Below are 24,510 nucleotides of genomic sequence, written 5' to 3' on the forward strand. Positions count from 1 at the left end.
TCTTAGGTAGACTACTCATATTTTCTACAACTACTCAACCTGATCTAGATTAAAATCTAGTCCAGATTACTCAAAAGCTCTTTAGATTTTCTTTACGAATCACCTCTAACGCACCTTCACACAAAAGCGATCGCATAATGAATATGATCTTAGGCGATCACTTTTGTGTTTCATAAATACACAAGTTGAAAATTTTCGTGCTGAACCTATATCCCACCTAGAAATTACTATGTAAACGCTCTATGGAGAGGGTTTTTTATATTTGTCCAACTCACATTAAATCAGATGCAAACAATAGCAAGCAGTCATAAATAAACACAAAAAAGGAGTCTAATTAGACTCCTTTTTTCAAAAATTACAAAGGGGATAAAATCCCTAGAAAGCAGAAAACTATTTTAAGAATACTTTCTGCTTCCCTCCTTCTGCCTTAATTACTTAACTGTTACCTTACCACCAGCTTCTTCAATCCGCTTCTTAGCATCTTCAGCAGCATCCTTAGCAATAGCTTCCTTGATAGCCTTAGGCGCAGCTTCTACTAAATCTTTAGCTTCTTTCAAGCCTAGACCAGTGATTTCGCGGACAATCTTCAATACGGCAATCTTCTTATCAGCAGGAACAGATTCGAGAACTACATCAAACTCGGTTTTTTCTTCTACTACTTCAGCAGCAGCAGCAGCACCGGGAGCAGCCATCATCATCATTCCACCAGCTGGAGCAGCAGCACTAACGCCGAAAGCCTCTTCGATTTGCTTAACTAATTCAGCAGCTTCTAACAAAGACAAGGATTTCAATTGATCCAAAATTTGATCGGTTGCAGCAGACATTGATATAACTCCTGTAAAGTTGATTTAGTTATTTGTTCGGTGTCAGTTGTCAGTAATTAGTTATCAGAACTAACTACTAATACTAATTAGGAAGCGCTGTCAGAGCCACCATTTTCTTTGTCAGCGACAGCTTGCAATGCACGCGCCAAGCCCCCAGGAACTTCGTTGATACCCACAGCAATCTTGGTCGCCAAAGCGTTGATAGCTCCAGCGATTTGACCCATGAGTTGTTCCTTAGATGGCAAGTCTCCTAGAGCCTTGACATCTGGTTCTTTGAGTAAGCGTCCTTCCAGAACTCCACCGCGAAGTTCGGTCTTCTTGGTAACTTTTTGGAAATCCTGGTAAGCTTTAATTGCTCCAGAGAAATCTTCTTTAACTAACAAAAAGGCTGAAGAACCTTTGAGCAAATCTGACAAAGCTTGCCATTTTTCATCGTCTCGAATGGCAATACCCATCAAAGTATTTTTAGTTACTTTGCAGACAGTGCCAGTTGGTCGCAGCCGCCGCCTTAAGTCGGAAATTTCGGCAACTGTTAGCCCCTGGTATTCAATTACCAGTGCCAAAGTTGACTCGCTCAAAGTTTCTTTGAGGTCAGCTACGATTTCTTGTTTATTTTCTAGCGTTCTACCCATGTTGGTTTCACCTCCTCAAAATAATCTTCGATTTCTCTCGTGATGATTTTTATCTGACCAGGGTACAACAATAAACCCCAGCTATCTCAGCCGGGGTTTAGTATCAAGACTCTCGCTGTCATAGTGACACAGTGTTTTTGTGGCACTTTCGGCAATAGAGCTTTTACCTCGGCAGGATATTTAAGCGAATAGCACCTGCTGTCTCCGGCTTTGCATATTTAGTTTTAGTTATTGGTCATGAGGTAATGGCATTGTATTCATTACCTATTACCTAACTTATGCAGCTTCAGTCAGTTTATAATCTCTCAGAGCGTTTATATCGAGTCTAATAGATGGCCCCATTGTGGCAGATACATAAAATGTCCGCCAGTAGCGTCCTTTGGCTCCTGAAGGACGGTTACGGTCAATCGTCTCTTGTAACGCCTTCAGGTTCACCAACAAATCTTCCGGCGAGAAGGATGCCTTACCAAACATAACATGGACAATACCTGTACGGTCAGCCCGGAATTCTAGTTTACCAGCTTTGAATTCAGCGATCGCACTTCCTATGTCAAATGTGACTGTACCACCTTTTGGTGAAGGCATTAAACCACGAGGGCCTAATAGCTTACCAAGTTTTGCTACCTGTGGCATCACATCTGGAGTGGCAATTAGCTTATCAAAGTCCATTCTGCCTTTCTGGATTTCGTCAATTAGTTCTTCCGAACCAACTACGTCAGCACCAGCGTTGGAGGCTTCTGTAACTTTTTCACCACGAGCAATTACCGCTACTCGCACAATTTGCCCTGTACCTTTGGGCAGTGCAACTGTAGTCCGCAATTGCTGGTCTGTATATTTTGGATCAATACCTAAACGAATATGCGCTTCTGCCGCTTCGGCAAATTTTGCTGTAGCTGTCTCTTTCAACAAACTTAGAGCATCTAGAGGCGCATATTCTCTATCTTCCACTTTGGCCTGCAAGCCTTGCAAGCGACGTGATACTTTTTTTGTCATTTTTATCTCCTGGGGTCAGTTACGAAGCTTGGCTTCTCCCCCAATTCAAGTTGGGATTTTAGATTTTTAGATTTTCGACAAACTCATCACTTGATTAATCTGTGATGGTTACACCCATATTTCTGGCTGTTCCTGCCACAATATTCATCGCCGCGTCTATGTCGTTGGCGTTGAGGTCAGGGAGTTTGGTTTGAGCTATTTCCCGCAGTTGTGCTGTGGTAATTGAGCCAACTTTCTTTTTGTTGGGTTCGTTGGAACCTCTTTCAATCTTCGCCGCCTTGCGAATCAGTACTGATGCTGGTGGGGTTTTGAGTACAAATGTAAAACTCCGGTCTTCGTAAACCGAAATTTCTACGGGAATTACCATACCAGCTTGGTCTGCTGTTTTGGCGTTGTACTCTTTACAAAACATCATGATGTTAACACCATGTTGACCCAAGGCAGGGCCTACTGGTGGTGCTGGGTTGGCTTTTCCAGCATTCAGGGCCAGTTTAATGACCGCTACTACTTTCTTCGCCATTTGTATTTAGCTCTGTTTTTCTACCTGATTAAATTCCAGTTCTACTGGTGTGTCTCGCCCGAAAATCGATAGCAAGGCTTTTAGTTTACTCCGTTCTGGACTAACTTCAATTACCTCGCCTTCAAAGTCCTTAAATGGGCCAGAAAGCACAATTATCTTATCACCACTAGCCATGTCAATTTTGACGATTGGCTCTTGTTCGGTGGTTTGTTTAAAGATGCGTTCTACTTCTGAGTGACTCAGGGGTAGTGGCTTGACGTGACCCCGACCTTTGCCTGTGCCACGTTTTTGTTCTGCTCCCACAAAGTTGATCACATGGGAGGTATTGCGTACCACCTGCCAAGTATCATCATCCATCACCATCCGCACTAACACATAGCCAGGAAATACTTTTTCTTCTGTGTGCTGGCGGCTACCATCCTTACGGATTTTGACTGCTGGTGTCTGGGGAATTTCTACTTGGACTATTTTTTCAGCCACATCAAAAGTTTGAATGCGCTGCTCTAAATTTGTTTTTACCCGTTTTTCGCAGCCTGAGGCTACCTGTACTGCATACCAGCGTGCTTCTGTAAGCGCTGTTTCTGCTGTTTCCTCTGACTGCAACGCCGAGTTTGTTGGTTCATCTGTTGCAGAAGTCATCAGAATACCTGCTTTGCTACCCAACCAAACAATCCATCGACTAAATAGATCAAGGAAGCTGAGAGTGTCACCATGAGCAACACGGCTGCTGATTCGCTTATCAGTTGCTTACGACTGGGCCAAACTACTTTTTCTAACTCTTCTCTAGTTCCTTGGAAGAAGTTAGGGAAGTTAAACCCTCCAGAAGTCTCTGCGATTTCTGCTTCATTTTTCTTGGCCACGGTCGTTTATCCCCCGTCTTTAGTCAATACAGCTATATTCTGCTAATTTTCGTCCAGGTTGACAGCTTTAACTCCATCAAATTAACTGGAAGCAAAAAAGCTGTAAGTATAAAACAACTACACCCGAAAGCAATAGCACTTTCTGCTATTTTAGCAGATGTACTATTGGTTCGGGCTGTGTTTTTTACTTTCGAGCGCGCCCTGGAGGACTTGAACCCCCGACATCAGGTTTTGGAGACCTGCGTTCTACCAACTGAACTAAGAGCGCACAAGCTGGCTTGGTTTTGTTTACTATGTTGAACTAAAAAAGTTCAACGCAACTAGATTATCATTCTATCATACTTTTGTCGAGGGAACTAGCGGCAGATGCCGCCGATCAGCTGAGATTTCTCTCATACCCTGAACAAAAGTTATAAAGAACGGTCGAACCTTTGCTTGATTCGAGTAGCTTTACCTACACGACCGCGTAGATAATAAAGTTTAGCACGTCTTACTTTACCACGACGCAATACCTTGATGTTGTCTATCCGAGGAGAGTGCAGCAGGAAGACCCGTTCTACACCAACACCTTGGAATACACGGCGGACTGTAATGGTTTCGTTGATACCACCGTTACGTCTAGCAATAACAACGCCTTCGTAGGGTTGGACGCGGTATTTTTCGCCTTCTTTGATTTTCACGCCGACTCTTACGGTGTCGCCGATATAAATTTCGGGCAGGTTAGACTTTAGTTGTTCCGCTTCTATGGAGCGGATGATCTCTTGAGCGCTCATGGTCTGTTTGCTTCAAAAACTCACAATCATCCATCATAAATCGAGAATCATGTTTCAGTCCACTGCTTTGATGATGGATAATTTTACAGATACCACAGACTAGACATGAAAGTTATATTGCAGAAAACTTTGTTACAGGTGTGATACTTATGAAATTTAGCGTTGTCATCACTACTTATAATCGTTTAGAGTTGCTGCGTCGGGCGATTGATTCTGCTCGGCGACAGACTTTACCGTGTGAGGTTGTTGTTGTTGATGATTGCTCATCGGATGAGACGGAAAGCTATGTGAGAAGCTTGGGTGACTCGGTTGTGTATCATCGCAATCAGGTAAATCAAGGTCATGCAGCAGCAGTGAATACTGGAGTTGAAAAAGCCAGTGGTGATTGGATTAAGTTTTTAGACGATGATGATTATTTAGATATTAATTGTATAGAACAGATATCTGGGGCGATCGCTCTTTGTCCTGATGCGGTGATTTGCTCTTGTATCGCGGCTCAGGTAGATAGTAATGGTGTGGAACTCAGTCGCACTCCTAAGACTGGCCCTGGTTTAGCTTTTTATATTCCTCAAGCTGATATTCATTACGGGATGCTGTTGGAACTTGTGCCATTTGGTACACCTGTACAAGTGGCTTGTCGTCGTGATGCTTTCTTGAAAACTGGTGGTTGGGATGCTCAACTGAATACTAACTGTGACGATATTGATTCTTGGATTAAAATTGCCCAGTTTGGTCATGCTATTTTCTTAAATCAATGTCTTGCTTACCGGACAATTTGGCCTGGTGCTTACAATCAAAAGTTTTCCTTGATGCAGCGTTTAAATACCAATATCTTGATGAAGGAAAAAATCTACGCTTTGGTAGATGAGACACATCTTGTGGATGTTCCATCTCTGGAAGATATTAAAAATTATTTAAAACTACATTGGTTTATAGTGGCACTGAAACAAAAAAAGCTCCCAAGCTTTTTAGCAATGTTAGATAAATCTATCTTTTCTGTTTCTGCTTGGAAATTGTTGTTAAATACTGTATCTTCACGCCAATCTCAAATGGATAACAAACGTATTCATAAATTGGTGTTGATTGAATCTTAATTTTGGTTTTTATATTGTTTGTAGTAAAAGCTACGGACTTTATGGTTAAGTTGGCAAAAGACTGAAGTCCTTACTAAGAAAAAAGTCTGTGGGGATCGATGACCCGGCTGAAAGAATGGCGATCGCCATTCGCCAGTTCCTCCATCAATCGATTCGAGATTCTACTTGAGGCTGGGTAATCGTCCGCATTGGATTAGTAGCAGCCCCCCTGAGTGAAACCATCGAAAGAGTTGTAATGTCGTTTTTAAAGCCACTGCAAGGTAACAGTATTTTATGAACACTGGATAAGGTGATACCACTTTGGATTGGAAACATCTACTGGTTTGAATGCAGAAACCCAGGCCTACTTCGCTAAGGTCTGGGTGGTTGATCAATGACTGAAATTCTGGGTACAAACAATCATGGATTAGACTTTGGTGAAGTTTTTACTCCACATCCGCCACCAAATGAACATCGGTTTGAGCCAAGAGCCACTAACTAAATCGTGGAGGATGGTGTAAAAGCAGGGGATGATGAATAGTGTGAGGAGTGTTGCTAAGGATAAACCGGAAAACACTACTACACCCAATGGTTGCAGAAATTCTGAGCCTTCACCGACTCCCAATGCTAAGGGAAACATCCCCAATACAGTAGTAATGGTAGTCATCAATATGGGGCGTAAGCGTTGGGGAGCAGCTTGTAAAATGGCGGTACGACGATCAACTTTGTCGCGATCGCGGATTTGATTCGCCAACTCTACCATGATGATGGCGTTATTGACGACAATACCCACTAGTAATACTGCACCGACGATAACGGTTGCACCGATGGCTGTATTGGTGATGAATAGCCCAAAAATACCACCAGCTAACGCTAGGGGAATTGTAAACATAATTACTAGCGGGTCAATGAGGGAATTGTACTGCACCGCCATTACCACAAATACAAGAAAACTAGCTAATCCGCCCAATAGTTGCAGTGAACTTTGTAGTTGTTGATTGGATTCTGCGGCGGCGCTGGGTAAAACGCTGACACCTTCTGGTAACTGTAGGTTATTTACTACGTTATTGACTTGTTCTATGGCTAGGCTAAGGCTGGCTCCCTCGACTAAATTTCCGGCAAATATGACTACTTGGCGTTGGTTAATACGCTGAATTTCTCCGGGTGCTTGACCTTCAGCGATTGTAGCAACATCACTTAGGCGGACTTGACGATTGTTGCCGACAAATAAAGGTAATCTCTGTAATTGAGAGCCTGTTTGTATTGCTGTCTCATTTAACTGCACTCGTACATCTACTAAGCGGTTGCCACGTTGCAGTTGGGTGGGTACACTACCTTCTAAGGCTGTCTGAATGGTTTCTCCGATATCTCTGGTAGTTAATCCTAATGCAGAGACTCGTTCCCAATTGGGGAGAATTTGAATTTCTGGTTGTCTTTCATCAGCATCAGGGCGAAATCTGACTTGGGTGGCTTGTTCTTCTAAGGCTGCTAATACCTGACGACTAGCTTGTTGTAATATGTCTGCGTCATTCCCTTGGAGGATAACGTCAACGTCAGCATTACGTACAGGAGAATTATTGGTAATTAGACCTCGTACTTGACCAGGAGCCAAGCGTAAACGAATACCTGCTAAATTTAATTTATTTAATTCTTGGGTAACTCGTTCAACGTAAGTATCTACGTTGGTTCCTGGTTTGAGGGTGATGGTACTAGTACCTCTTAGGGGGTTAGCATTGGTATTAGTACCGAATAAAGCACCGCCGGCTGTGGTGAAAGTATATTCTGTTTCTGGTTGTTGGCGGATAATTTCATCTACTGCGTTCATGACTTTGCGGTTAGTTTCCACTGGTGTACCTGGGGGAAACTGAGCAAATAAACTGGCTTGTCCTGTACTGATCCGAGGAAGGATTTGTTGAGGAATTTGGGGAGCCATCCATAAACTACCACCACCAAAGAGGAGAATAGCGATCGCTACTACTACTAATCGCCAGCGTAATACCCCGGCTAAAAATCTACCATATCCCCTAGTAGCTGCGGCAAAGCGATCGTTGAATTTCCGCAATGGCCAAAAATCGCTCAAGCGACTGGAGACTTTCCAGCCGAGTAAACGAGAAGTGAGCATTGGTACAACGGTGATAGCAATGACGATGGAAGCAGCAACGGAGAAGGTGATGGTGAGAATTAGTTCGTTGAATAGTAAGGCGATAAAGCCACCAATAAGTAAGAATGGTAACACTGCTACTAAGTTAGTACTCGTAGAAGCAATTAACGCTGATTCTACTTCTCGGCTACTTTGTTCTGATTGGGAGATGATTTGCTGTTGATTTAAGCGGCTTCTGGCAGTTTTACCAGGAGTCACCCCCACACCTTCAGCGATGTTCTCTAACATGACGATGGAGTTATCGACTACAATACCCACACCCAAGGCTAAACCACCCAAACTAAAAACGTTGATGGATAAGCCAAATAACCCCATCAAGATTATGGCTGCTAAGGTGGCTAGGGGAATAGCCACAACGATGATAAAGGTCTGTCTTAAGGAACCAAGGAATAATAAAACAGCGATCGCTGCTAGTCCTGTACCTATCAATCCAGAAGTGGTAACGTTAGAGATAGAATTACGGATAAATTTTGATTCATCTAGGGTAGTTGTAATTACTGTGCCTTCAGGAACTACACCAGATTCTCTTAGTTGCTCTAAACGTCTTTTGACAGCATCAACTACATTAATTGTGTTGGCATCTGGTTGTTTTTGAATACTGACTTTGACAGCTGGTTCACCATTCAGTGAAACATAGATGCGTTGTTGTTCTGAGCCATCTATAATTTGGGCAAAGTCTCGCAGATAGACGCGGCGACTGGGGATTGTTGATGGTTCATTGTTGACTGTTGACTGTTGACCGTTGACTTCAAAAGATAAGTCTCGGATTTCATCAGCACTGCGGAAACGTCCTACTGTTCTGGTTAAAGGTTCGGAACCAGTTCCCAAAATCCGACCGCCAGAAATATCGACGTTGCGGTTTCTTAATTCATTGAGAACATCGGTTAAACCTACACCCAAGGCTTGTAAGCGGTCTAAATCAATATTGACTCTAACTTCTTCTTGCACTCCACCGGATACGTCTACCCCGGCTACTCCCGATACAACGCCCAGTTCGCGGGCTAGTTCTTCTTCTGCAAAAACCCGCAAATCCAAGCCTTCCAAAGAGGGGGAAGTTAAGGCAAATTCGTATACTGGCAACTGAGAAGGGTCAATTTTAAATAGACGCGGTTCTTCAATGGTGTCTGGTAAACGACCTCTAGACCTGTTAAAAGCTGCTGTCGCATCATTTAAGGCTTGGTCAATATTCCCTCCCGGTTGAAAATACAAATCCAAACTGACTTGTCCTTCACGAGTTTGAGAAAATATCTGCACTACACCCTCAGTCGCAGAAAATGCTTCTTCCAAGGGTCTAGTTACTTCATCAACTCCTACCTCTGGAGAAATTCCCGGTGCTTGTATGCGGACACCGATACGGGGATAGGTAATTGAGGGTAGTAAATCTACGGGCAAATTGATAATGAAAAATACACCCATGACAATCACTGCCAGGGTAAGCATGAGTGTGCCGATATGTTGGCGAATTGATACAGTACTAATACTAAATCCGCCGCTTTTATTAACTTCCTGCATGAGGTAGCTTCGCTCCAATTCAAGGTAATTTGTAATTCATAGTGACGCTCTCTACGAGACGCTGCGCGAACGAAGACTCGCTAACGCTGCGCTAACGTAATCTGTAATAGCCAAAGAAAAGGCTTAATTACTGTGAATTTTTAATTCCTTGTGGGGTCTGTTTCTGAAAGAATGGAAAGGCGTACAGTTTCCCCATCTTTTAAAGGTCTACCACTGCGAGCAACATAACGCTCTCCTGGTTGTAAGCCTGATAAAATTTCTACTTTGCCATCAGCGCTTTTGCCTAAAGTGACGGGACGGGCTGTGACTGTTGGCTTATCGGGAGTATCTGTGACTACAAATATCGTGCCACTTTGATTTTGTGACTGTGTTTGAGGTGTTGTGGAAGATGCTTGGTTTCTACCTTCCCTTTGAATAGCAGTTTGTGATACCACTACTCGTTCTGGGGTTTGGCTGGCAAAATTAACTCGTGCTAATAGTCCGCTACCAATGTTGTTTTGTCTGTTAGGAATTACTACTTCCACTGGTATTAAACGAGCTGTCGCATCGGCGGTTGGGGAAATGCGTGCAACTCTGCCGATGATTTCTTGTTCAGGGAAGGCATCTAAGCGCACTTGTACAGATTGTCCGACTTTAATTTGCGATAGTTCTAATTCGGAAACTTGAACTACAACTTTAATTTGGCTCAAGTCGGCAATTTTTAAGACTTCGCTACCTGCTTGTAAGAGATTACCTGGCTCAGTGACTCTCTCGCTAATGACACCAGTAATGGGTGATGTGAGTCGAGTATAAGAACGGCGCTCTTTTGTCTGGGAAACTACGGCTTGTTGGGCAAATACTCTACCTTTGGCAGCAGCCACGGCTTGTTCTTCTGTGCGTACTTGTTCGGTGGCTGCTCGTAATGCTTGGACGGCTGTTCTGGCTTCAGTCCGGGCTTGTTCGGCGGCTTGTTCGGAAATAGCCCCTTCTTTAAATAATCTCTCTTGGCGTTGGGCATCTGCTTCGGCTTGTACTACCTCTAGCCTGGCTCGTTCCACTTGGGCGCGGGCATTACTTACCTGGGTTGCAGCTCTTGCTACTTCTGATTGGAGGGCTGCGAGTTCTGCTTCTGTTTGCTTTAAGTTAGTAGCTAGTAATATGTCATCTAGTTGCCCGATGTTTTGCCCTCTTGTAACTCTGTCGCCTACATCTAAGTTTAAAGCTAACAGCCTGCCTTCTACCTGCGATCGCAATGATACAGTCCGGAATGGTGTGGTTGTACCTGTATATTCCGGTTGTCTCTCTATTCTATCTGTCCGGGCGATCGCTACATCTACAGGTGCGGTTCCTCCTCTCTCTCCGCCACCGCGTTGCTGTGTTTGGGCTTCGGCTGTTTCTTTGGGTAAGGAACCGCAACTGGCTGTTAGTACTCCCATACTCAACAGACAAGCAACAAATAAGATAGAATTCGCAGATTTCCAGTCAGGAAACCTCTGTCTATAAGTAGATATTTCTTGACTAAATTTTAACTTTGGGTTCATTAACTGGTGTTTAGCTTGGTAAGTTTGCTGTTTCATGATTTCTGCTCTGTGTTTTCGTTCAAAATCATCTATAGTTTGCTTCTTTAAGGAAGTTTTAAATAACAGCCCTTATTACGTAGCGGTTTTGTAAACATATTGCTGGCTAAAAAAAATAATATTGAAGAAAGGCAAATTCTTGAAAAGATTTTTTGTATAAAACCTTACTTATTCTACGAAATTAAAGTCCAAATGAATTTGGCTACTACTCCGTTCAACGCAAGTGAATTATTTTGCTTGATATTTGATTGGGCTATAAATTTGGCATAAATTTTGCTAATTCCTGGGGAAATATCCAAATTAGGGAACTTGTGGCAATCAAAATTAGTCCTTATAGTTTTTATTCAATTAGTATCAGAAACAAATATTTAGAAAGGCTAAATATACATAAATATTAGCAAAAATACTAAAAATGTCATTAGTAATTAGTGGTATTTTGCAAATATATTAAAAAATTTAAACATACATTGCTTTTTGTTACGATGTATTATATTGGCAAACTAAATTATTTATTACTTTTAGGTGAGGACAATCACGAGTGACATCACTGCTAAGACTTGCATACACATCTGATGAAGCACAAATCATCGAGTTTTTTCAAGAATCTGTTGGTCAGTGGCGTTCAAAAAGGCGTTACTATACTCTTCCTGATGGCGAAACCAAAGAGATGGAGAGTATCATCACTATCCGATTTTTAGAACAAGGCTGCGATGAACTACAAAAACTAGCTCAGATACATGAGTTAGCCGAGTCAGTTATTTTGGTCTGTGGTGCAGAAGTTCATTGGTGCAGTACAGATGTTCTAAAAAATCGGAGTGAGTCGCAAGGTTCTACACTGTTTGGCGCTTTAGGAAACACCTTGTACCGCGATCGCGGTTTTGCCACATCTAAACCAGTTACAGCCCAGTATAATTTTCCTAACCCCAAAACTTTATATTTGCGAACCGAGTACAATTGTTCGGTGTTTGAGGAAGAATTAAAGTTAATAGGTAGCAAATACCGCACCAGACAGACTATCATTTCTCGTGCTGGTGAACAGTTAATGATAGGTCAGTATTTAGAAAAGAGAACAGCTATTGGTGATTAGTCTTTGTTTTTGCTGTGGACTATTGACTACTGACGACTGACACGCACAGCAGATGACAAATAACAACTGACAACTGACAACTGACACGCACAGCGCAATAAATAAGGACGTACAAATCTGTACGTCCTTAAAATTGCTTATTTTTAAGTGAGTAATATTTAGCGTCTGCGCTTGAATTTGAGGATGGTAACTGAAGCAACTGCACCTAAAGCAAGCATGGTTCCAGGCTCAGGAACCGATGCCGATTCTACATCAATAGACCAAATGGTAGTTGTTCCACTCACCTCATTGGCTGTAACTAACAAAGGCCTCCTGGTGGGACTACCTGAAGCTGGGATAAATAATAAACCTTCTGCACCCAAGTCTCCGGCTGCTGGGTTTGTCGTTCCATCTGCATTCTGGGTAGGAACTGTAAAATCACGATTGTTCACGTAGTCCAAAAATACGGGACTGATTGGATTTGTAATATCATATACCATTACTCCCCCTACACGTTCCAGACCAACAAAGGCGTAAAAGCGACCGTTAATTTCAGCAATTTTTACGTCTTCTGGTTCTGGTCCCTTGTCATCGCTGCGGGTATCAAAACTATTTTCAGTATGATTAGAGTTGAAGAATGCAGGTAGACGTTGGGCAATAATCCGTTCAAATTGGTCGCCACTGTCGAACACTAGTTCTAGTGTACCAGTAGCCTCATCAGATTTCCAAATGGAGAAAGAGCGCGCACCATAGGAGTAAATCTTTTCAAACAACTCATCTCCGTTTTCATCACCTGAAGCTGTGGTGACATTGAGACGACCTAAATTAGCAGTGGCTGTTAAACTACTAGCATTGGGAAATACTGTAGGGTCAAGGAGATTCCGAAGACTACCCAGGCGCTCTTGTTCGCTAAAACCATCGTAATCCCGTGCGTCGCCTTCGTTAGCAGTGACAATATAAGTTGTTCCATCAACAGTATAGGAAGCTATACCATCGGGTTGATACATACCCAAAACAGGCCAATTAGCGATATTGATGGCCATGTCGCGATCGCTGGCATCAAAACCATTTCCTGGCAGGCTATGATCCTTAAAGCCTAAGGGGCTGATATTAGTAATTTCATTTGTAATCAAGTCTAAGGTAGCGATCGCATTATTTTCCTGCAATGCTATCCAAGCCTTGGTAGAATCTTCGGAAACAGTAATGTATTCTGGTTCCAAATCCTGAGCAACGGTAGCATTAGGACCAAAAATTCTTATCCCAGCCGCCCGCAACTGGTCGATTTGGCTATTAAATTGAGAAAAGCCTGCATTGATTACACTGAAGTCAGCCAAAGTAATAATGCTAACTGAGCCTTCTGGATCAACTGTATAATCTGCGTTGGGTTCGCCCTCATTGGCTACTAGCACGCGTTGCCCATCTGGTGTAAAAGTGAGCATATCTGGCAATGCACCAACAGCCACAGATTGGATTAATTTGCCATCAGCATCAAAAAATACAGCCTTACCAGGGTTTTGGGGAATAAAATCTTCAACTGCTGCTGCAAGTAAGCCATTCTTAAAGGCGACGCTATTCACTCCTCCACCGTAGGCTTGAATATCGATATCAAACAGGAACGATGGATTACTTGGATCAGTAATACTGATGACATCAATACGACTGGCTGCGCTATTAGTCACAAATAGCCTTTGTGTAAGAGGATCATAAGCGGGAATTTCTGCGCCACCCCGATCAAAGAAACCCGTGTTGTAAGTACCGATAGGTTTAAGTGTCAGCGCTTCTGCTGGGGCTAACATGGCTCCCAACATAATGAAAGATGGTGCTACGATGCTGATAAGCTTCTGGATAGTCATGGTTTGAATAGAATAGCTGATGTCAACAAAATGCTGTACGTATCGCCGCCAATTGATAGCATGAGAAGTTCTCCACAAGCTTGGATAAAGCATAGTGGAGTGTGATGACTCGTTACCGAGCAGACTAAGTTAGTGGGAAGTCTTCAGGTAATTTGTAATTAGCTATCAATTACAGGTACATTCGCAAAGTTATTAGGCAAATATTAACTAATAAATAAGTTTGGGTTAACTAAAGATTAAAACCCGTATTTTTACTTATTTTTTATGCAATTCCAATTTATATTTATCGTAAATTTATGTTGAATTTTGCGGAAAGTCTGAGGGGAGGTGTCCTATGAACAAAACTTTCCCAGACGAATTTTGAATTGGTATTAGACTCTTATCTTTACGATAAATAAAAACTCCACCTGATTGCGGGTGGAGTTTTATTAATGGTCGTTATCAGTTATCCGTCATCAGTTAAATCCCTCGGCTTAACTTTCTGACGAATCAGGCTCAATTTAGCGGGTTTAAATCGTCTACCATACGCCTTCAGAAGTGTTTACTGATAAATGAAGTCTTACCGATAAACAATTCTACAGACGACCAATATTAGTTAAGCCCAAGACGATACCAATACCAAGAATATGACCAAAAGCCATTGCACCAATAAAGGCGGGAATGCTTACAGGTAGCCCAGGTAATCTGGGGCCTACTTGGGGCTGTTCAATTCTGAGAGTAAACAAAAGAGCTACTACACAGCTAACACTGATGATAATTGCTACGGTGGGGTTCCACTCAGGTGTTGCAGGTACTGTTGCAGCAGTTGCTAATAAAGTTGATGTAATCAAGCTTTTGTCTCCTAAATATGTAGAACAAAGTTCATCTAGACCTAGAAAATTATAGAGTTAGTTAGGACACAACCGAACTTCCTCAAGCAATATTCGACTAATATCAAAAATTTTTATGCGTGTAAAAATTTGCGGCATCACTCAACCACAACAGTCAGTAGCGATCGCCTCTTTGGGCGCAACAGCGCTAGGATTTATCTGTGTACCTTCCTCTCCTCGTTACGTTACCGCCGCACAAATTAGGGCATCTGTGACACCTTTACCAGAAAATATTGATAAAATCGGTGTTTTCGCCAACGGTAGTATTTCGGAAATTAGTCAAACAGTGCTTGATTCTGGGTTAACAGGTGTGCAGTTACACGGTGACGAAACTCCAGAATTTTGTGACCAACTACGCCAATCTCTACCCCAAGTAGAAATACTTAAGGCTTTGAGAGTTCGTAGTTTTGAACACCTAGAGCAAGCAGTTATTTATACTAAATACATAGATACTTTACTACTTGATGCCTATCATCCCCAGCAATTGGGTGGTACAGGTCAAACTTTAGATTGGCAGATGTTGCAACAATTTCAACCAATTTGCCCTTGGTTGCTAGCCGGAGGACTCACACCCGATAATGTTTTAGAAGCTTTGAGTCAACTTAATCCTGATGGTATTGATTTATCTAGTGGTGTCGAACTCCAGCCAGGTAATAAGGATTTAGATAAAGTGGCGCTGTTATTTCAAAAATTGGGGAGTGGGGGAGTGGGAAGAGGTAAGAGAGATGAGGGGGATAATAGTTAACCATTACCCAGTTTATAATCCCTGTTTCCTATTCCCTATTCCCTACTCCCTAAAAGAATGCTGCTTGATGACGAATCAAGTTAAAGAATTCTTCTCTGGTTTTGTGTTCTTCTTGGAATACGCCTAGCATTGCACTAGTCACAGTCCAAGAACCTGGTTTCTGCACACCACGCATCACCATGCACATATGACTAGCTTCCATGACAACGGCTACTCCCTGGGGTTCCAAGATTGTCTGCACTGCTTCGGCAATTTGGCGGGTTAGCCTTTCTTGTACTTGCAAGCGACGGGAATACATTTCGACAATACGGGCTAATTTACTTAGCCCTACTACTTTTTGGTTAGGTATATAAGCAACGTGCGCTCTGCCCATGAAAGGTAACATATGGTGTTCGCATAGGCTAAAGAAGTTGATATCCCGAACCAGTACCATTTCGTTATGACCTTCATCAAAAACGGCACCATTGAGTAATTCTTCTAAGGATTGGTTGTAGCCACTGGTCAGAAACCGCATTGCTTCTGCTACGCGTTTTGGTGTTTTCAGTAGACCTTCTCGTTCTGGGTCTTCTCCCACGCCTAATAATATCGACCTGACAGCATCTTGCATTTGCTCCATATCTTCTTCTGAAGGTGGGTGCAATTGTGGTTGCTTTCCATCATGGGTATTGCGGTCGGGTCTGGTGTTGATGGCTTCTGCCAAGTCGGTAATTAGAGGTGATTGAGAGCGATTGGAACCGTTGGAACTAGCAATAGTCATGATGTCAGTCTTGGTTATGGTTTGTTCAATGTTTAACCCCGTAAGGGGAAATCAAACTTCAAAATTCAAAATTCAAAATCATCCTACAAACTACGTAGGAGTTAGCCTTTGCTAAGCAGGTATAAGCCTACTCGTAGGCTATTACGAATTACGAATTAAGAATTAAAGCGCACCAGCGCTGGGCATGAGTGTCAATTCATCAATTACTGCTTGTGGTGGTAACAATGCAGTATAGAGAATAGACTGAGCCACAATTTCTGGGGTGAGCATTTTGGAACGGTCAAAGTCGGCATTGACTGTCTCTGTGTCCCAAATTTCAGTATTGACAGCACCAGGACAAATGGCTGTGACTCGAATGCCGTGGACACGCTCTTCTTGTGCCAAGGTTTGAGAAAGTGCCATTAGTCCCGCTTTGCTGACGCTGTAGGCTCCCCAGTTAGGAAAAGCTTGTTTTGCAGCAATCGAGGACACATTGATGATTGTGCCTGTATGGCGATCGCGCATTCTGGGTAAAATCCCTTTAATACATTCAAATACGCTGGTCAGGTTCAAGTTAATTACTTGTTGCCAGTCTTTTAAGGGGGTCTCACTCAAGGTAGCTGTATATCCTATACCCGCATTATTTACGAGAATATCTATATCTCCAAAGTCATTAGCGATCGCTTGGATTCTAGCCTCTACTTGCGATACGTCTGCTAAGTCCACAGTATACGCGTTGGCTATTACTCCAGTCTGTTTTGTTGCTTCTACTACTGGTGTTAATCTATCCCAGGAACGACTCACCAAAGCCACATCTATTCCTGCTTTTGCAAAGGCTAATGCAGTTGCTTTGCCAATTCCACTACTTGCCCCAGTAATCAGAGCGCGTCGTTTCTGCTCCAAACTCATGCTTTCTCCCAATTTTTTGGCACTTTTGCAAGCCCTTGATACCTAATTATCGAAATCTTTCGGATCAAATAGATTAAATTAATCTTAAGTTTCGATGATATTCCCTAACAAATGCTATGATGATTTGCTATAATTAGTTTTCTCTTCAATTGTTTTCTTGCCGAGAAATAACAGAAGCTAGTTTAAAAACTAGTTCGTGTCATTAAAAGTAATTAGCGAATACTCTGGCAAAGCCACACATCTACATTTGGTGGCTTTTTAGATATAAATACCTATGGCTGATGAGATTGTTAAAAATCTTTAAGTAGCCACAGGTAATTATAACACTGCTTTTGGGTAATAAATCAATTAAGAGGGTTTGTTAGTGGGCAACTTCTGTAAACACACCGATTTTGCGGAATTTATCATAACGCAGTTGGCGACGTTCTTGGGATGTTAAACGGTTGAGTTCATCTAAGTTATCTAACAGGGCTTGTTTTAGGTTTGTAGCGGCTGTTAAGGGGTCAGAATGAGCGCCACCGATGGGTTCAGGCAAAATTTGGTCAATAATGCCCAAATTTTTCAGGTCGTGGGAGACGATTTTCAGAGCGACTGCTGCTTGGGGAGATTTGCTAGCATCTTTCCAGAGAATAGCGGCACAGGCTTCGGGAGTAGCCACAGTATAGACAGCGTGTTCAAACATCAATAGGCGATCGCCTACACCAATACCCAAAGCACCACCGGAGCCGCCTTCACCGATAACAGTGCAGATAATTGGCACATCCAGACAGAACATCTCGCGGAGATTATAGGCGATCGCTTCCCCTGCACCTTGGCGTTCAGCTACCACTGTCGGTAAAGCACCTGGGGTATCGATAAATGTCAAAATTGGCATACTAAATTTGTTGGCGTGTTCCATCAGGCGCATGGCTTTGCGATAGCCGCCTGGGGTTGCCATTCCAAAATTCCGGGCGATATTATCTTTGGTATCCCGTCCTTTTTGATGACCCAACATCACCACTGGTTGACCACCCAAACGTGCCACACCACCGATTAAGGCTGGATCATCACCACCACAGCGATCGCCATGCAGCTCCATCCATTCATCACTGATTGCCTGAATGTAATCGAGAGTACTGGGGCGGCGGGGGTGACGCGCGACTTGTAGTCTTTGGGCTGGGGATAGAGTACTAAAAATTTCCTCACGCAGTTCCATTGCCCGCGTTTCTAGTTTCCGAATTTCACCAGACACATCTACGCCATTTTCTTCTGCCAGTTGCCGAATTTGATCAATTCGGTTTGCCAGTTCTGCTAGTGGCTTTTCAAAATCCAACAGTAGTGGTTTACGCTCAGTTGTAGCCATCGTAAAATTTATGTGGGTTGAGGGTTGAGTATAAGTCAATAGTCAAAAGTCCAGACTTGATCAACTATTGACTATTGACTATTGACTATTGACTATTGACTAAACCAGCAGTGGTCTAAACCCATGTTTCACTGATGCTTGACCAATCTGCTCCATTTTGTCTACGGTAATCTGATTGCGCCCCCAAGAAAAGTTCGTGTACAACTTCTCAAATTCCAAGAGCATTGATTCCGCAAAGCAAGCAAATAATTGGCGTGCTGGCACATCCATATTGACGATTTGCATAATCTTCCAGTCAATATCCAAGGAATGCTCGACGATACCACCATTCAGCACATAAACACCAGGATGCTGAATTTTAGTACCTAAGTTTTTCGGATAGCCACCATCAATTAGCAAACAGGGTTGCTTTAGGACTTTGGGGTTAATTTCCACGCCTTTAGGCATACTGGCTACCCAAACTACAATATCAGCTTGGGGCAACGCTTCATCCAAAGCCATGATTTTGCCTCGACCTAGTTCGCCTTGCAATTCTTGGAGACGTTCTTGGTTGCGGGCTATTAACAACAGTTCTTTCACATCTGTTTTGGCATCCAGCCAGCGAGTAACCGCGCTACCAATGTCCCCAGTAGCCCCACATATAGCGACTGTTGCTTGGGATAGTTCAATGCCGAGTTGTTGTGATGCTTGTTCTACCTGCCGACAAATAATATAGGCTGTGTGAGTGTTACCTGTAGTGAAGCGTTCAAACTCTAGCTTGATATTACGAACTTGGCTAAATTGCTCCAATTTAAAGTTTTCAAAAATAATTGAGGAGAAACCACCCAAAGCCGTGATATCAATGCCATGCTTTTGAGCATGAGCCATAGCATTGAGGACTTTGCGTGTTGCGGCTTTAATCCGGCGAGTTGCTAGCATCTCCGGTAAGAAACAAGATTCTACATACTTCCCTTCAATTGTCTCTCCAGTGATGCTGGTAACTTTAATGTGATCGACAATTTGCGGTGGGGCGCTACACCAAAAATCTAGCCCTTGATCGGCGTATTCTGGGTATCCCAATTCTTTAGCTACTGCTTGAGCGTGTTCTAAACTTGTTAGATGTCCAATTAGACCAAACATGGAGTGATATATTGAGGCGTATGCCTTGGCGAATGCGTGGAATCAGTGGGTAAGAGATAATACTTAGCTCTTAAAAATACTATACAAAGCGTAAGATGCGTTCGATATCATGCAGTGCTGAGAGTTTGTAGAAAATATTTTCAACTCTGCATCTAAGTTTGTAGTCAGGACTTTAGCACTTAGAAAATCAGGACTAAAGTCCTTACTACAAACAAAGGTTCTTAGCACTGAAACTATTTAAGCTGCCGTGAGTCCGTAGGCTGACATACGCATAATATCTCTGGTTGTGAAGCCAATATTACTCAAAGCTTCGCCGTACTGAATCATAAAATCTTCAACTAAGGCTTCCTTTTCCATAGCCAAGGTTGCGGCATCATGCTCGACTTGGTTGAGCATTTTCCATACTATGGGGAGGTTGCGACGATTAGCTTCTTCTAATTCTGCTTTTGATTGAGCAAAATTTTTCTGTAACCAAACTTCGCCAAAGTTGAGGTGACTATATTCATCTTTGACTACACCTTCAGTGATTTTACGAGCAAAGTCGTCAGCCACAGGGATGTAGATGTTGTATGCAGCGATCGCAAAACATTCAATAATGAGAGACTGAATCAACAGGCAAGTGACAACTTTACCTTCAGCCGCCGCTTCCTGGAAGTTACTATGCAGTCCAGCAAAAAACTCTTTGGCAAACTCCATATCTGGGGATACTTGCAGGTTCCGTCCACAAGCTTCAAATCCTTTTTTGTGGCGACTTTCCATTTTGGAGAGCCGAATTAAGTCTTCTTTATCTTCTGGCAGCAGTTGGGCTAGTGTGATGTAATTCTCATAAGCTTCTTGTTCACCCTCAATCACGATCGCATTTATGCGACTATAAGCATCTTTATATTTTTCGCTCTTGAAATCAAGTTCTAAATCGGCTGCAACCTGCTGCATGATATGTTTACTCCTGTAAACCTGAATTATTTGATACCAGACTTTAATTTACCCTATGAATTTAGGGTAATACTCACTGTGGTTTAATTTTACTTAACAAGTGCCTATGTTATAGATTAGCGGTTGCTGATGTTGATGCTCTATTACCAAACAAGTGCTTGGCTGTTTAACTCATGTCCAAACTAAACTGGAATTGGAAATCTGCTGATTTTTGGAGTCTAGCAGGACTGCTGCTGGGGGCATTTATTGTGCTATTGCCACTGTTTGTGGTTTTTCTCACTTCCTTTGCACCTCCAGGTTCAAATTTAGAACTTTTGCCCAAAAATAATTGGTCGTTAGCGAATTACCGCGATGCTTGGCAACGAGGTAAGTTTTTGTTGGCATTTGCTAATTCTACCTTGGTAGCGATCGCAGTGACGGCATTTCAGATTGTGACTTCGTCCTTGGCGGGTTACGCTTTGGCGAGGTTGAAATTCCGGGGTAGACAAGCACTGCTCTTGATTGTTTTAGCAACTTTGATCATCCCTTTTCAATTATTAGTGATTCCTATCTTTTTGGTGTTGAGATGGGGACATTTAATTAATACCTATGGGGCGCTAATTTTACCAACGGCGGTCAACGGTTTTGGCATTTTTCTGTTACGTCAGTATTTCCAGACAATTCCCGTAGAGTTGGAAGAAGCTGCAATTATCGATGGAGCAAACCGACTGCAAATTTTGTGGCGAGTCATGTTACCTTTAGCACGTCCCGCCTTGGTGACACTGTTTTTATTCACCTTTATTGCCGAATGGAATGATTTATTTAAACCTTTGGTATTCACGACCCGACCAGAATTAAGAACAGTGCAGCTAGCATTGGCAGAGTTTCAGGAGCAATTTACCAATAATTGGCCTTTGATGATGGCAGCAGTAACAATTGCTACTGTACCTGTGATGGTGTTATTTCTTATCGGTCAGCGTCAGTTTATTCGGGGTATTGCTACCACTGGTATTAAAAATTGATTAAGTAATCTTATTAAATACGTAAAAATGAGAAATTGGGGTAATTATCAATAACAGCTTCGAGGAATTACGCAGATAACACAAAGTTTTGTTACTTATGGCGTAATTCATCCCAAACCAACTGAGTAAATAATTAAGTAGATTTGCCAGTGCGTTAGGGAAAAATCAAAATTTATGGATGCTCAAAAATTACAGTTATCAGTTCTGCCCTCCCAAACATTAGAGCAGTTAGAAGAAGAAATTCAGCAAGAGATGCTGGTAATATTGAAGGACTCTCGGTTGGGAGAAATTTTTAGAAACTATAACATCCTAGCAGAAGCAGCTATTAGAATTCAGTGCAGCATTGATCTTACTAAAATTAAAGCACTTGATCCGAATTTCTTAGGAGACCTCACAACTCAACAGATTACAACCACGAATTGCAATTGTTGTACTTGTTGGTCAGAGCCACTTCAAGATTTTGTTAAGTGTCCTTGTCCATAATTTTTGAATATTTATCCAGTGGAAGTGGAGGCATAAAAATTTTATGTCTCCATTATTTATTGTGATGTTACACCTGTGAGCAATGCTCTAAACTAGAGTCAACAGAAAAATGCTGATTCTGTCGGGGTGTAATGTTTAGTATGAATGCTTTCTGGATATGCTTGAAAGGAATAGGAATGGCAACAACTTGTGCAATAGGTTTATTCGTAAACTCTGCCGTTGCCCAAATTACTCAGGATGGTACTCTACCTGAAAATTCTCGAATTACAAACCAGGGAAATCTGACAATTATTGAAGGTGGAACCTTATCTCCTGATGGACGCAATTTATTCCACAGTTTTCAGGAGTTTTCGATACCAGAAAGGCATACTGCTGAGTTTAAAACAATAAATAGTGTTCACAATATTATTAGCCGAGTAACTAGTAATTCTATTTCTCACATTGATGGGATTCTCAAATCGGATAGTATAGCCAACTTGTTTTTGATTAATCCTAATGGGATTATCTTTGGTTCTAATGCTGCTTTAAATATTCGTGGTTCATTCTTGGCGAGTACGGCGAGTAGTCTGAATTTTGCCGATGGTAGTAAGTTTAGTGCCGTAGCTTCCCAATATAAACCTTTGTTGACCGTGGCTATTCCTGTTGGATTACAATTTGGAGAAACTGCCAATCCTATCAAGAACTACTCTCAAGCACGGAGTATAACTGGTGCGTCCGTTGGACTACAAGTTCCTGTTGGCAAAACTTTGGCACTTGTGGGTGGCAATATCACTCTAGAAGGTGGAAACTTAACAGCACAGTCGGGACGAATTGAGCTAGGAAGTGTTGCTCCCAATAGTCTAGTCATGCTAAACCCAATAAACCAAGGTTGGGTTATGGGATATGAAGGTGTGCAGGATTTTCAGGATATTGAACTAAGAATTCGGCGAAGTGTTGATGGGAAAAATTTGCCCTCCCAAATAGATACTAGTGGCAACAATGGCGGTAACATTAATTTGCAGGGTAACTCAATTACACTCAGTGGTCAGAATGTACGTTTAAGGAGTCTGACTAGGGGTAACGAAAATGGCAAAGATGTAACAATTAATGCCAGGAAATTAATTGTTCAGGATGGCGCACAAATAGCTACTTCTACCATAAACCGTGGAGCATCAGGAAATTTAATCGTCAATGCTTCCGAATCTGTGGACATAATTGGTAGCGATAATTTGTCCAATACTAGTAGGACTGGATTAATCGGTATCACTGCTAGTCAAGGCTCTGCGGCTAACATTAAAATTACAACCGGGAAGTTACGTATCCTCAACGGAGCAACTATTACAGCAGAGTCTAGTGCCTTAATCAATAATGACTTACAAGTGATAGCAGCCGAAGCAAGAGGAGGAACTGTAACAGTGAACGCTTTAGAATCAGTGGAGATAGCGGGAAATTTAGAAGCAAATATTATCAGTGCTTTATCTGCAAGGACTACAAATGCGAGAAACACAGGAACAGTTAAGATCACTACAGGAGAATTAATTGTTCGAGACGGAGGACAAATAAATGTCAGTGTTGGAGTATTTAATCCTCCAGTTAACTTAGCAACATCTGATCAACTAAATATAACTGCTAGGACTATATTACTGGACAACCAAGGAAAGCTTTTATCTAATACTAATTTAGGTCAAGGAGGAGATATAAACTTAATGGTGCAGGACTTACTACTGATGCGCCGTAATAGTGTTATATCTACTAGTGCAGGCACTTCAATGGCTCCAGGTAATGGAGGAAATATTACCATTAATATACCTAATGGCTTTGTCATTGGTTCTACCTTAGGCAATAGTGATATCACTGCAAATGCCTTCTCAGGCAGTGGGGGTAAGATTACCATCTTTGCTAAAAGAATTTTTGGGTTTGTACAGCGCGATCGCTCAGACTTAGTAAGGCTATTAAATACTGAAGACCCGAAGATACTAAATCCAAATAATTTGTCAACCAACGATATTACTGCTTTTTCTCAGCAAAGTTCTTCATTAAATGGTGTTGTAAATACTGCTATACCTGATGCTGACCCTAGTAAAAGTTTAGTTGAACTGCCCAAAAATCCAGTTGAAGCTTCTCAGCAAATTGTTTCTAGTTGCAGTCTTGCCAGCAACAATGCCAGAAGCTCATTTGTTTCTACAGGACGGGGAGGAATTGCGCCCAGTCCTACTGATACACTGACTAGTGATGCTGTGCTGGTAGGTTGGACTGCACTGCCGTCACAAACAGAAAATCTTGCTGATAGTATTCAGGAACAACAAACACAGCCAGTTAATTGGAACGATGGGCTACGTCCCACCGTAGGTGATCGCTCCCCGGAAATTGTCGAAGCTCAAGGCTGGATAGTAGATCCCAATGGTAAGGTTGTGCTAGTTGCTCAAGCACAGACTGTAACTCCCCATAACCCAATGCTTAATTCGTCGGCTTGTGCTGTGTTGGGGAGTAGGGAGAAATCAATTCAAAATTAAAGAACTTCTAGGTGAGTGGGGCAGGGGGCAGAGAGAGAAAATCACTAATGGCTAATGA

Annotated in this window: 22 protein-coding genes, 1 tRNA gene and 1 other annotated feature; of the genes, 6 read left to right on the forward strand and 17 right to left on the reverse strand. The window is 42.3% G+C overall.

The genetic code is table 11. From position 1 onward, the window contains the following. Positions 1-431: 431 nt before the first annotated feature. The 8 genes from rplL to rplS form a co-directional block, all read right to left on the reverse strand. On the reverse strand, positions 432-824 hold the full coding sequence (gene rplL / locus H6G18_RS09210) for a 50S ribosomal protein L7/L12 (protein ID WP_190406798.1): 393 nt from the start codon (positions 822-824) through the stop codon (positions 432-434). 86 nt (positions 825-910) lie between these two features. Then, a complete protein-coding gene (gene rplJ, locus H6G18_RS09215; RefSeq protein WP_190406799.1) occupies positions 911-1,456 on the reverse strand; it encodes a 50S ribosomal protein L10 in 546 nt (181 codons plus the stop codon). A 60-nt stretch (positions 1,457-1,516) separates the two neighbouring features. Further along, positions 1,517-1,682, reverse strand: a sequence feature (ribosomal protein L10 leader region). 50 nt (positions 1,683-1,732) lie between these two features. Beyond that, entirely contained in the window at positions 1,733-2,449 is a 717-nt protein-coding gene (rplA, locus tag H6G18_RS09220; protein WP_190406800.1) for a 50S ribosomal protein L1, read from the reverse strand. Between the two features lie 94 nt (positions 2,450-2,543). Further along, positions 2,544-2,969: a 50S ribosomal protein L11 gene (gene rplK / locus H6G18_RS09225; protein ID WP_190406801.1), complete on the reverse strand. Its 426-nt coding sequence runs from the start codon at positions 2,967-2,969 to the stop codon at positions 2,544-2,546. 6 nt (positions 2,970-2,975) lie between these two features. Continuing rightward, positions 2,976-3,608 carry a transcription termination/antitermination protein NusG gene (nusG, locus tag H6G18_RS09230; RefSeq protein ID WP_190406802.1) on the reverse strand — a complete coding sequence of 211 codons (633 nt, stop codon included), beginning with the start codon at positions 3,606-3,608 and terminating at the stop codon, positions 2,976-2,978. Beyond that, positions 3,608-3,829: a preprotein translocase subunit SecE gene (gene secE / locus H6G18_RS09235; protein ID WP_190406803.1), complete on the reverse strand. Its 222-nt coding sequence runs from the start codon at positions 3,827-3,829 to the stop codon at positions 3,608-3,610. The genes nusG and secE overlap by 1 nt, the downstream gene beginning before the upstream one ends. A 195-nt stretch (positions 3,830-4,024) precedes the next feature. After that, positions 4,025-4,097 (reverse strand) — tRNA-Trp (locus H6G18_RS09240). A gap of 142 nt (positions 4,098-4,239) precedes the next feature. Then, positions 4,240-4,602: a 50S ribosomal protein L19 gene (rplS, locus tag H6G18_RS09245; RefSeq protein ID WP_044522592.1), complete on the reverse strand. Its 363-nt coding sequence runs from the start codon at positions 4,600-4,602 to the stop codon at positions 4,240-4,242. 149 nt (positions 4,603-4,751) lie between these two features. On the opposite strand from rplS, the gene H6G18_RS09250 reads away from it, so the two are divergent. Further along, positions 4,752-5,696: a glycosyltransferase family 2 protein gene (locus tag H6G18_RS09250; protein WP_190406804.1), complete on the forward strand. Its 945-nt coding sequence runs from the start codon at positions 4,752-4,754 to the stop codon at positions 5,694-5,696. 406 nt (positions 5,697-6,102) lie between these two features. Here H6G18_RS09250 and H6G18_RS09255 read toward each other — a convergent pair whose 3' ends face one another. Together H6G18_RS09255 and H6G18_RS09260 are read right to left on the reverse strand one after the other, a co-directional pair. Next, positions 6,103-9,348 (reverse strand): efflux RND transporter permease subunit, encoded by a 3,246-nt coding sequence (locus H6G18_RS09255; protein ID WP_190406805.1) that lies wholly within the window; start codon positions 9,346-9,348, stop codon positions 6,103-6,105. A 140-nt stretch (positions 9,349-9,488) separates the two neighbouring features. Continuing rightward, complete coding sequence (locus H6G18_RS09260) at positions 9,489-10,904, reverse strand: efflux RND transporter periplasmic adaptor subunit (RefSeq protein WP_190406806.1); 1,416 nt, start codon at positions 10,902-10,904, stop codon at positions 9,489-9,491. 538 nt (positions 10,905-11,442) lie between these two features. Between H6G18_RS09260 and H6G18_RS09265 the strand changes: the two genes are divergently transcribed. Then, a complete protein-coding gene (locus tag H6G18_RS09265) occupies positions 11,443-11,991 on the forward strand; it encodes a phycobiliprotein lyase (protein ID WP_190406807.1) in 549 nt (182 codons plus the stop codon). Positions 11,992-12,149: 158 nt separating this feature from the next. On the opposite strand, the gene H6G18_RS09270 is transcribed toward H6G18_RS09265, so the two are convergent. Together H6G18_RS09270 and psaK are read right to left on the reverse strand one after the other, a co-directional pair. After that, the gene (locus tag H6G18_RS09270) at positions 12,150-13,916 is read right to left on the reverse strand and encodes a choice-of-anchor I family protein (RefSeq protein ID WP_242040248.1); all 1,767 of its coding nucleotides are present in this window, start codon (positions 13,914-13,916) and stop codon (positions 12,150-12,152) included. A 482-nt stretch (positions 13,917-14,398) separates the two neighbouring features. Then, entirely contained in the window at positions 14,399-14,653 is a 255-nt protein-coding gene (gene psaK / locus H6G18_RS09275) for a photosystem I reaction center subunit PsaK (protein WP_190406808.1), read from the reverse strand. Between the two features lie 115 nt (positions 14,654-14,768). Here psaK and H6G18_RS09280 point away from each other — a divergent pair, with 115 nt between their 5' ends. After that, positions 14,769-15,437 carry a phosphoribosylanthranilate isomerase gene (locus H6G18_RS09280; RefSeq protein WP_190406809.1) on the forward strand — a complete coding sequence of 223 codons (669 nt, stop codon included), beginning with the start codon at positions 14,769-14,771 and terminating at the stop codon, positions 15,435-15,437. A 49-nt stretch (positions 15,438-15,486) separates the two neighbouring features. Here H6G18_RS09280 and folE read toward each other — a convergent pair whose 3' ends face one another. The 5 genes from folE to H6G18_RS09305 form a co-directional block, all read right to left on the reverse strand. After that, positions 15,487-16,194 (reverse strand): GTP cyclohydrolase I FolE, encoded by a 708-nt coding sequence (gene folE / locus H6G18_RS09285; RefSeq protein ID WP_190406810.1) that lies wholly within the window; start codon positions 16,192-16,194, stop codon positions 15,487-15,489. A gap of 162 nt (positions 16,195-16,356) precedes the next feature. Next, entirely contained in the window at positions 16,357-17,082 is a 726-nt protein-coding gene (locus H6G18_RS09290) for an SDR family oxidoreductase (RefSeq protein WP_190406811.1), read from the reverse strand. Positions 17,083-17,443: 361 nt separating this feature from the next. Then, a complete protein-coding gene (locus tag H6G18_RS09295; RefSeq protein ID WP_190406812.1) occupies positions 17,444-18,424 on the reverse strand; it encodes an acetyl-CoA carboxylase carboxyltransferase subunit alpha in 981 nt (326 codons plus the stop codon). A 99-nt stretch (positions 18,425-18,523) separates the two neighbouring features. Continuing rightward, positions 18,524-19,543, reverse strand: coding sequence for a long-chain acyl-[acyl-carrier-protein] reductase (locus tag H6G18_RS09300; protein WP_190406813.1), 1,020 nt, complete (start codon positions 19,541-19,543; stop codon positions 18,524-18,526). A gap of 237 nt (positions 19,544-19,780) precedes the next feature. Then, positions 19,781-20,476 (reverse strand): aldehyde oxygenase (deformylating), encoded by a 696-nt coding sequence (locus H6G18_RS09305; RefSeq protein ID WP_190406814.1) that lies wholly within the window; start codon positions 20,474-20,476, stop codon positions 19,781-19,783. Between the two features lie 173 nt (positions 20,477-20,649). Here H6G18_RS09305 and H6G18_RS09310 point away from each other — a divergent pair, with 173 nt between their 5' ends. The 3 genes from H6G18_RS09310 (at position 20,650) to H6G18_RS09320 (ending at position 24,452) form a co-directional block, all read left to right on the forward strand. Beyond that, positions 20,650-21,477, forward strand: a complete 828-nt coding sequence (locus tag H6G18_RS09310) for a carbohydrate ABC transporter permease (protein WP_190406815.1) — start codon at positions 20,650-20,652, stop codon at positions 21,475-21,477. Positions 21,478-21,651: 174 nt separating this feature from the next. Continuing rightward, positions 21,652-21,960, forward strand: a complete 309-nt coding sequence (locus H6G18_RS09315) for a hypothetical protein (RefSeq protein ID WP_190406816.1) — start codon at positions 21,652-21,654, stop codon at positions 21,958-21,960. A gap of 176 nt (positions 21,961-22,136) precedes the next feature. Then, entirely contained in the window at positions 22,137-24,452 is a 2,316-nt protein-coding gene (locus tag H6G18_RS09320) for a two-partner secretion domain-containing protein (protein ID WP_242040250.1), read from the forward strand. Positions 24,453-24,510: the final 58 nt, after the last annotated feature.

Source organism: Anabaena subtropica FACHB-260, from assembly GCF_014697105.1.
Lineage (GTDB): Bacteria > Cyanobacteriota > Cyanobacteriia > Cyanobacteriales > Nostocaceae > Trichormus > Trichormus subtropicus.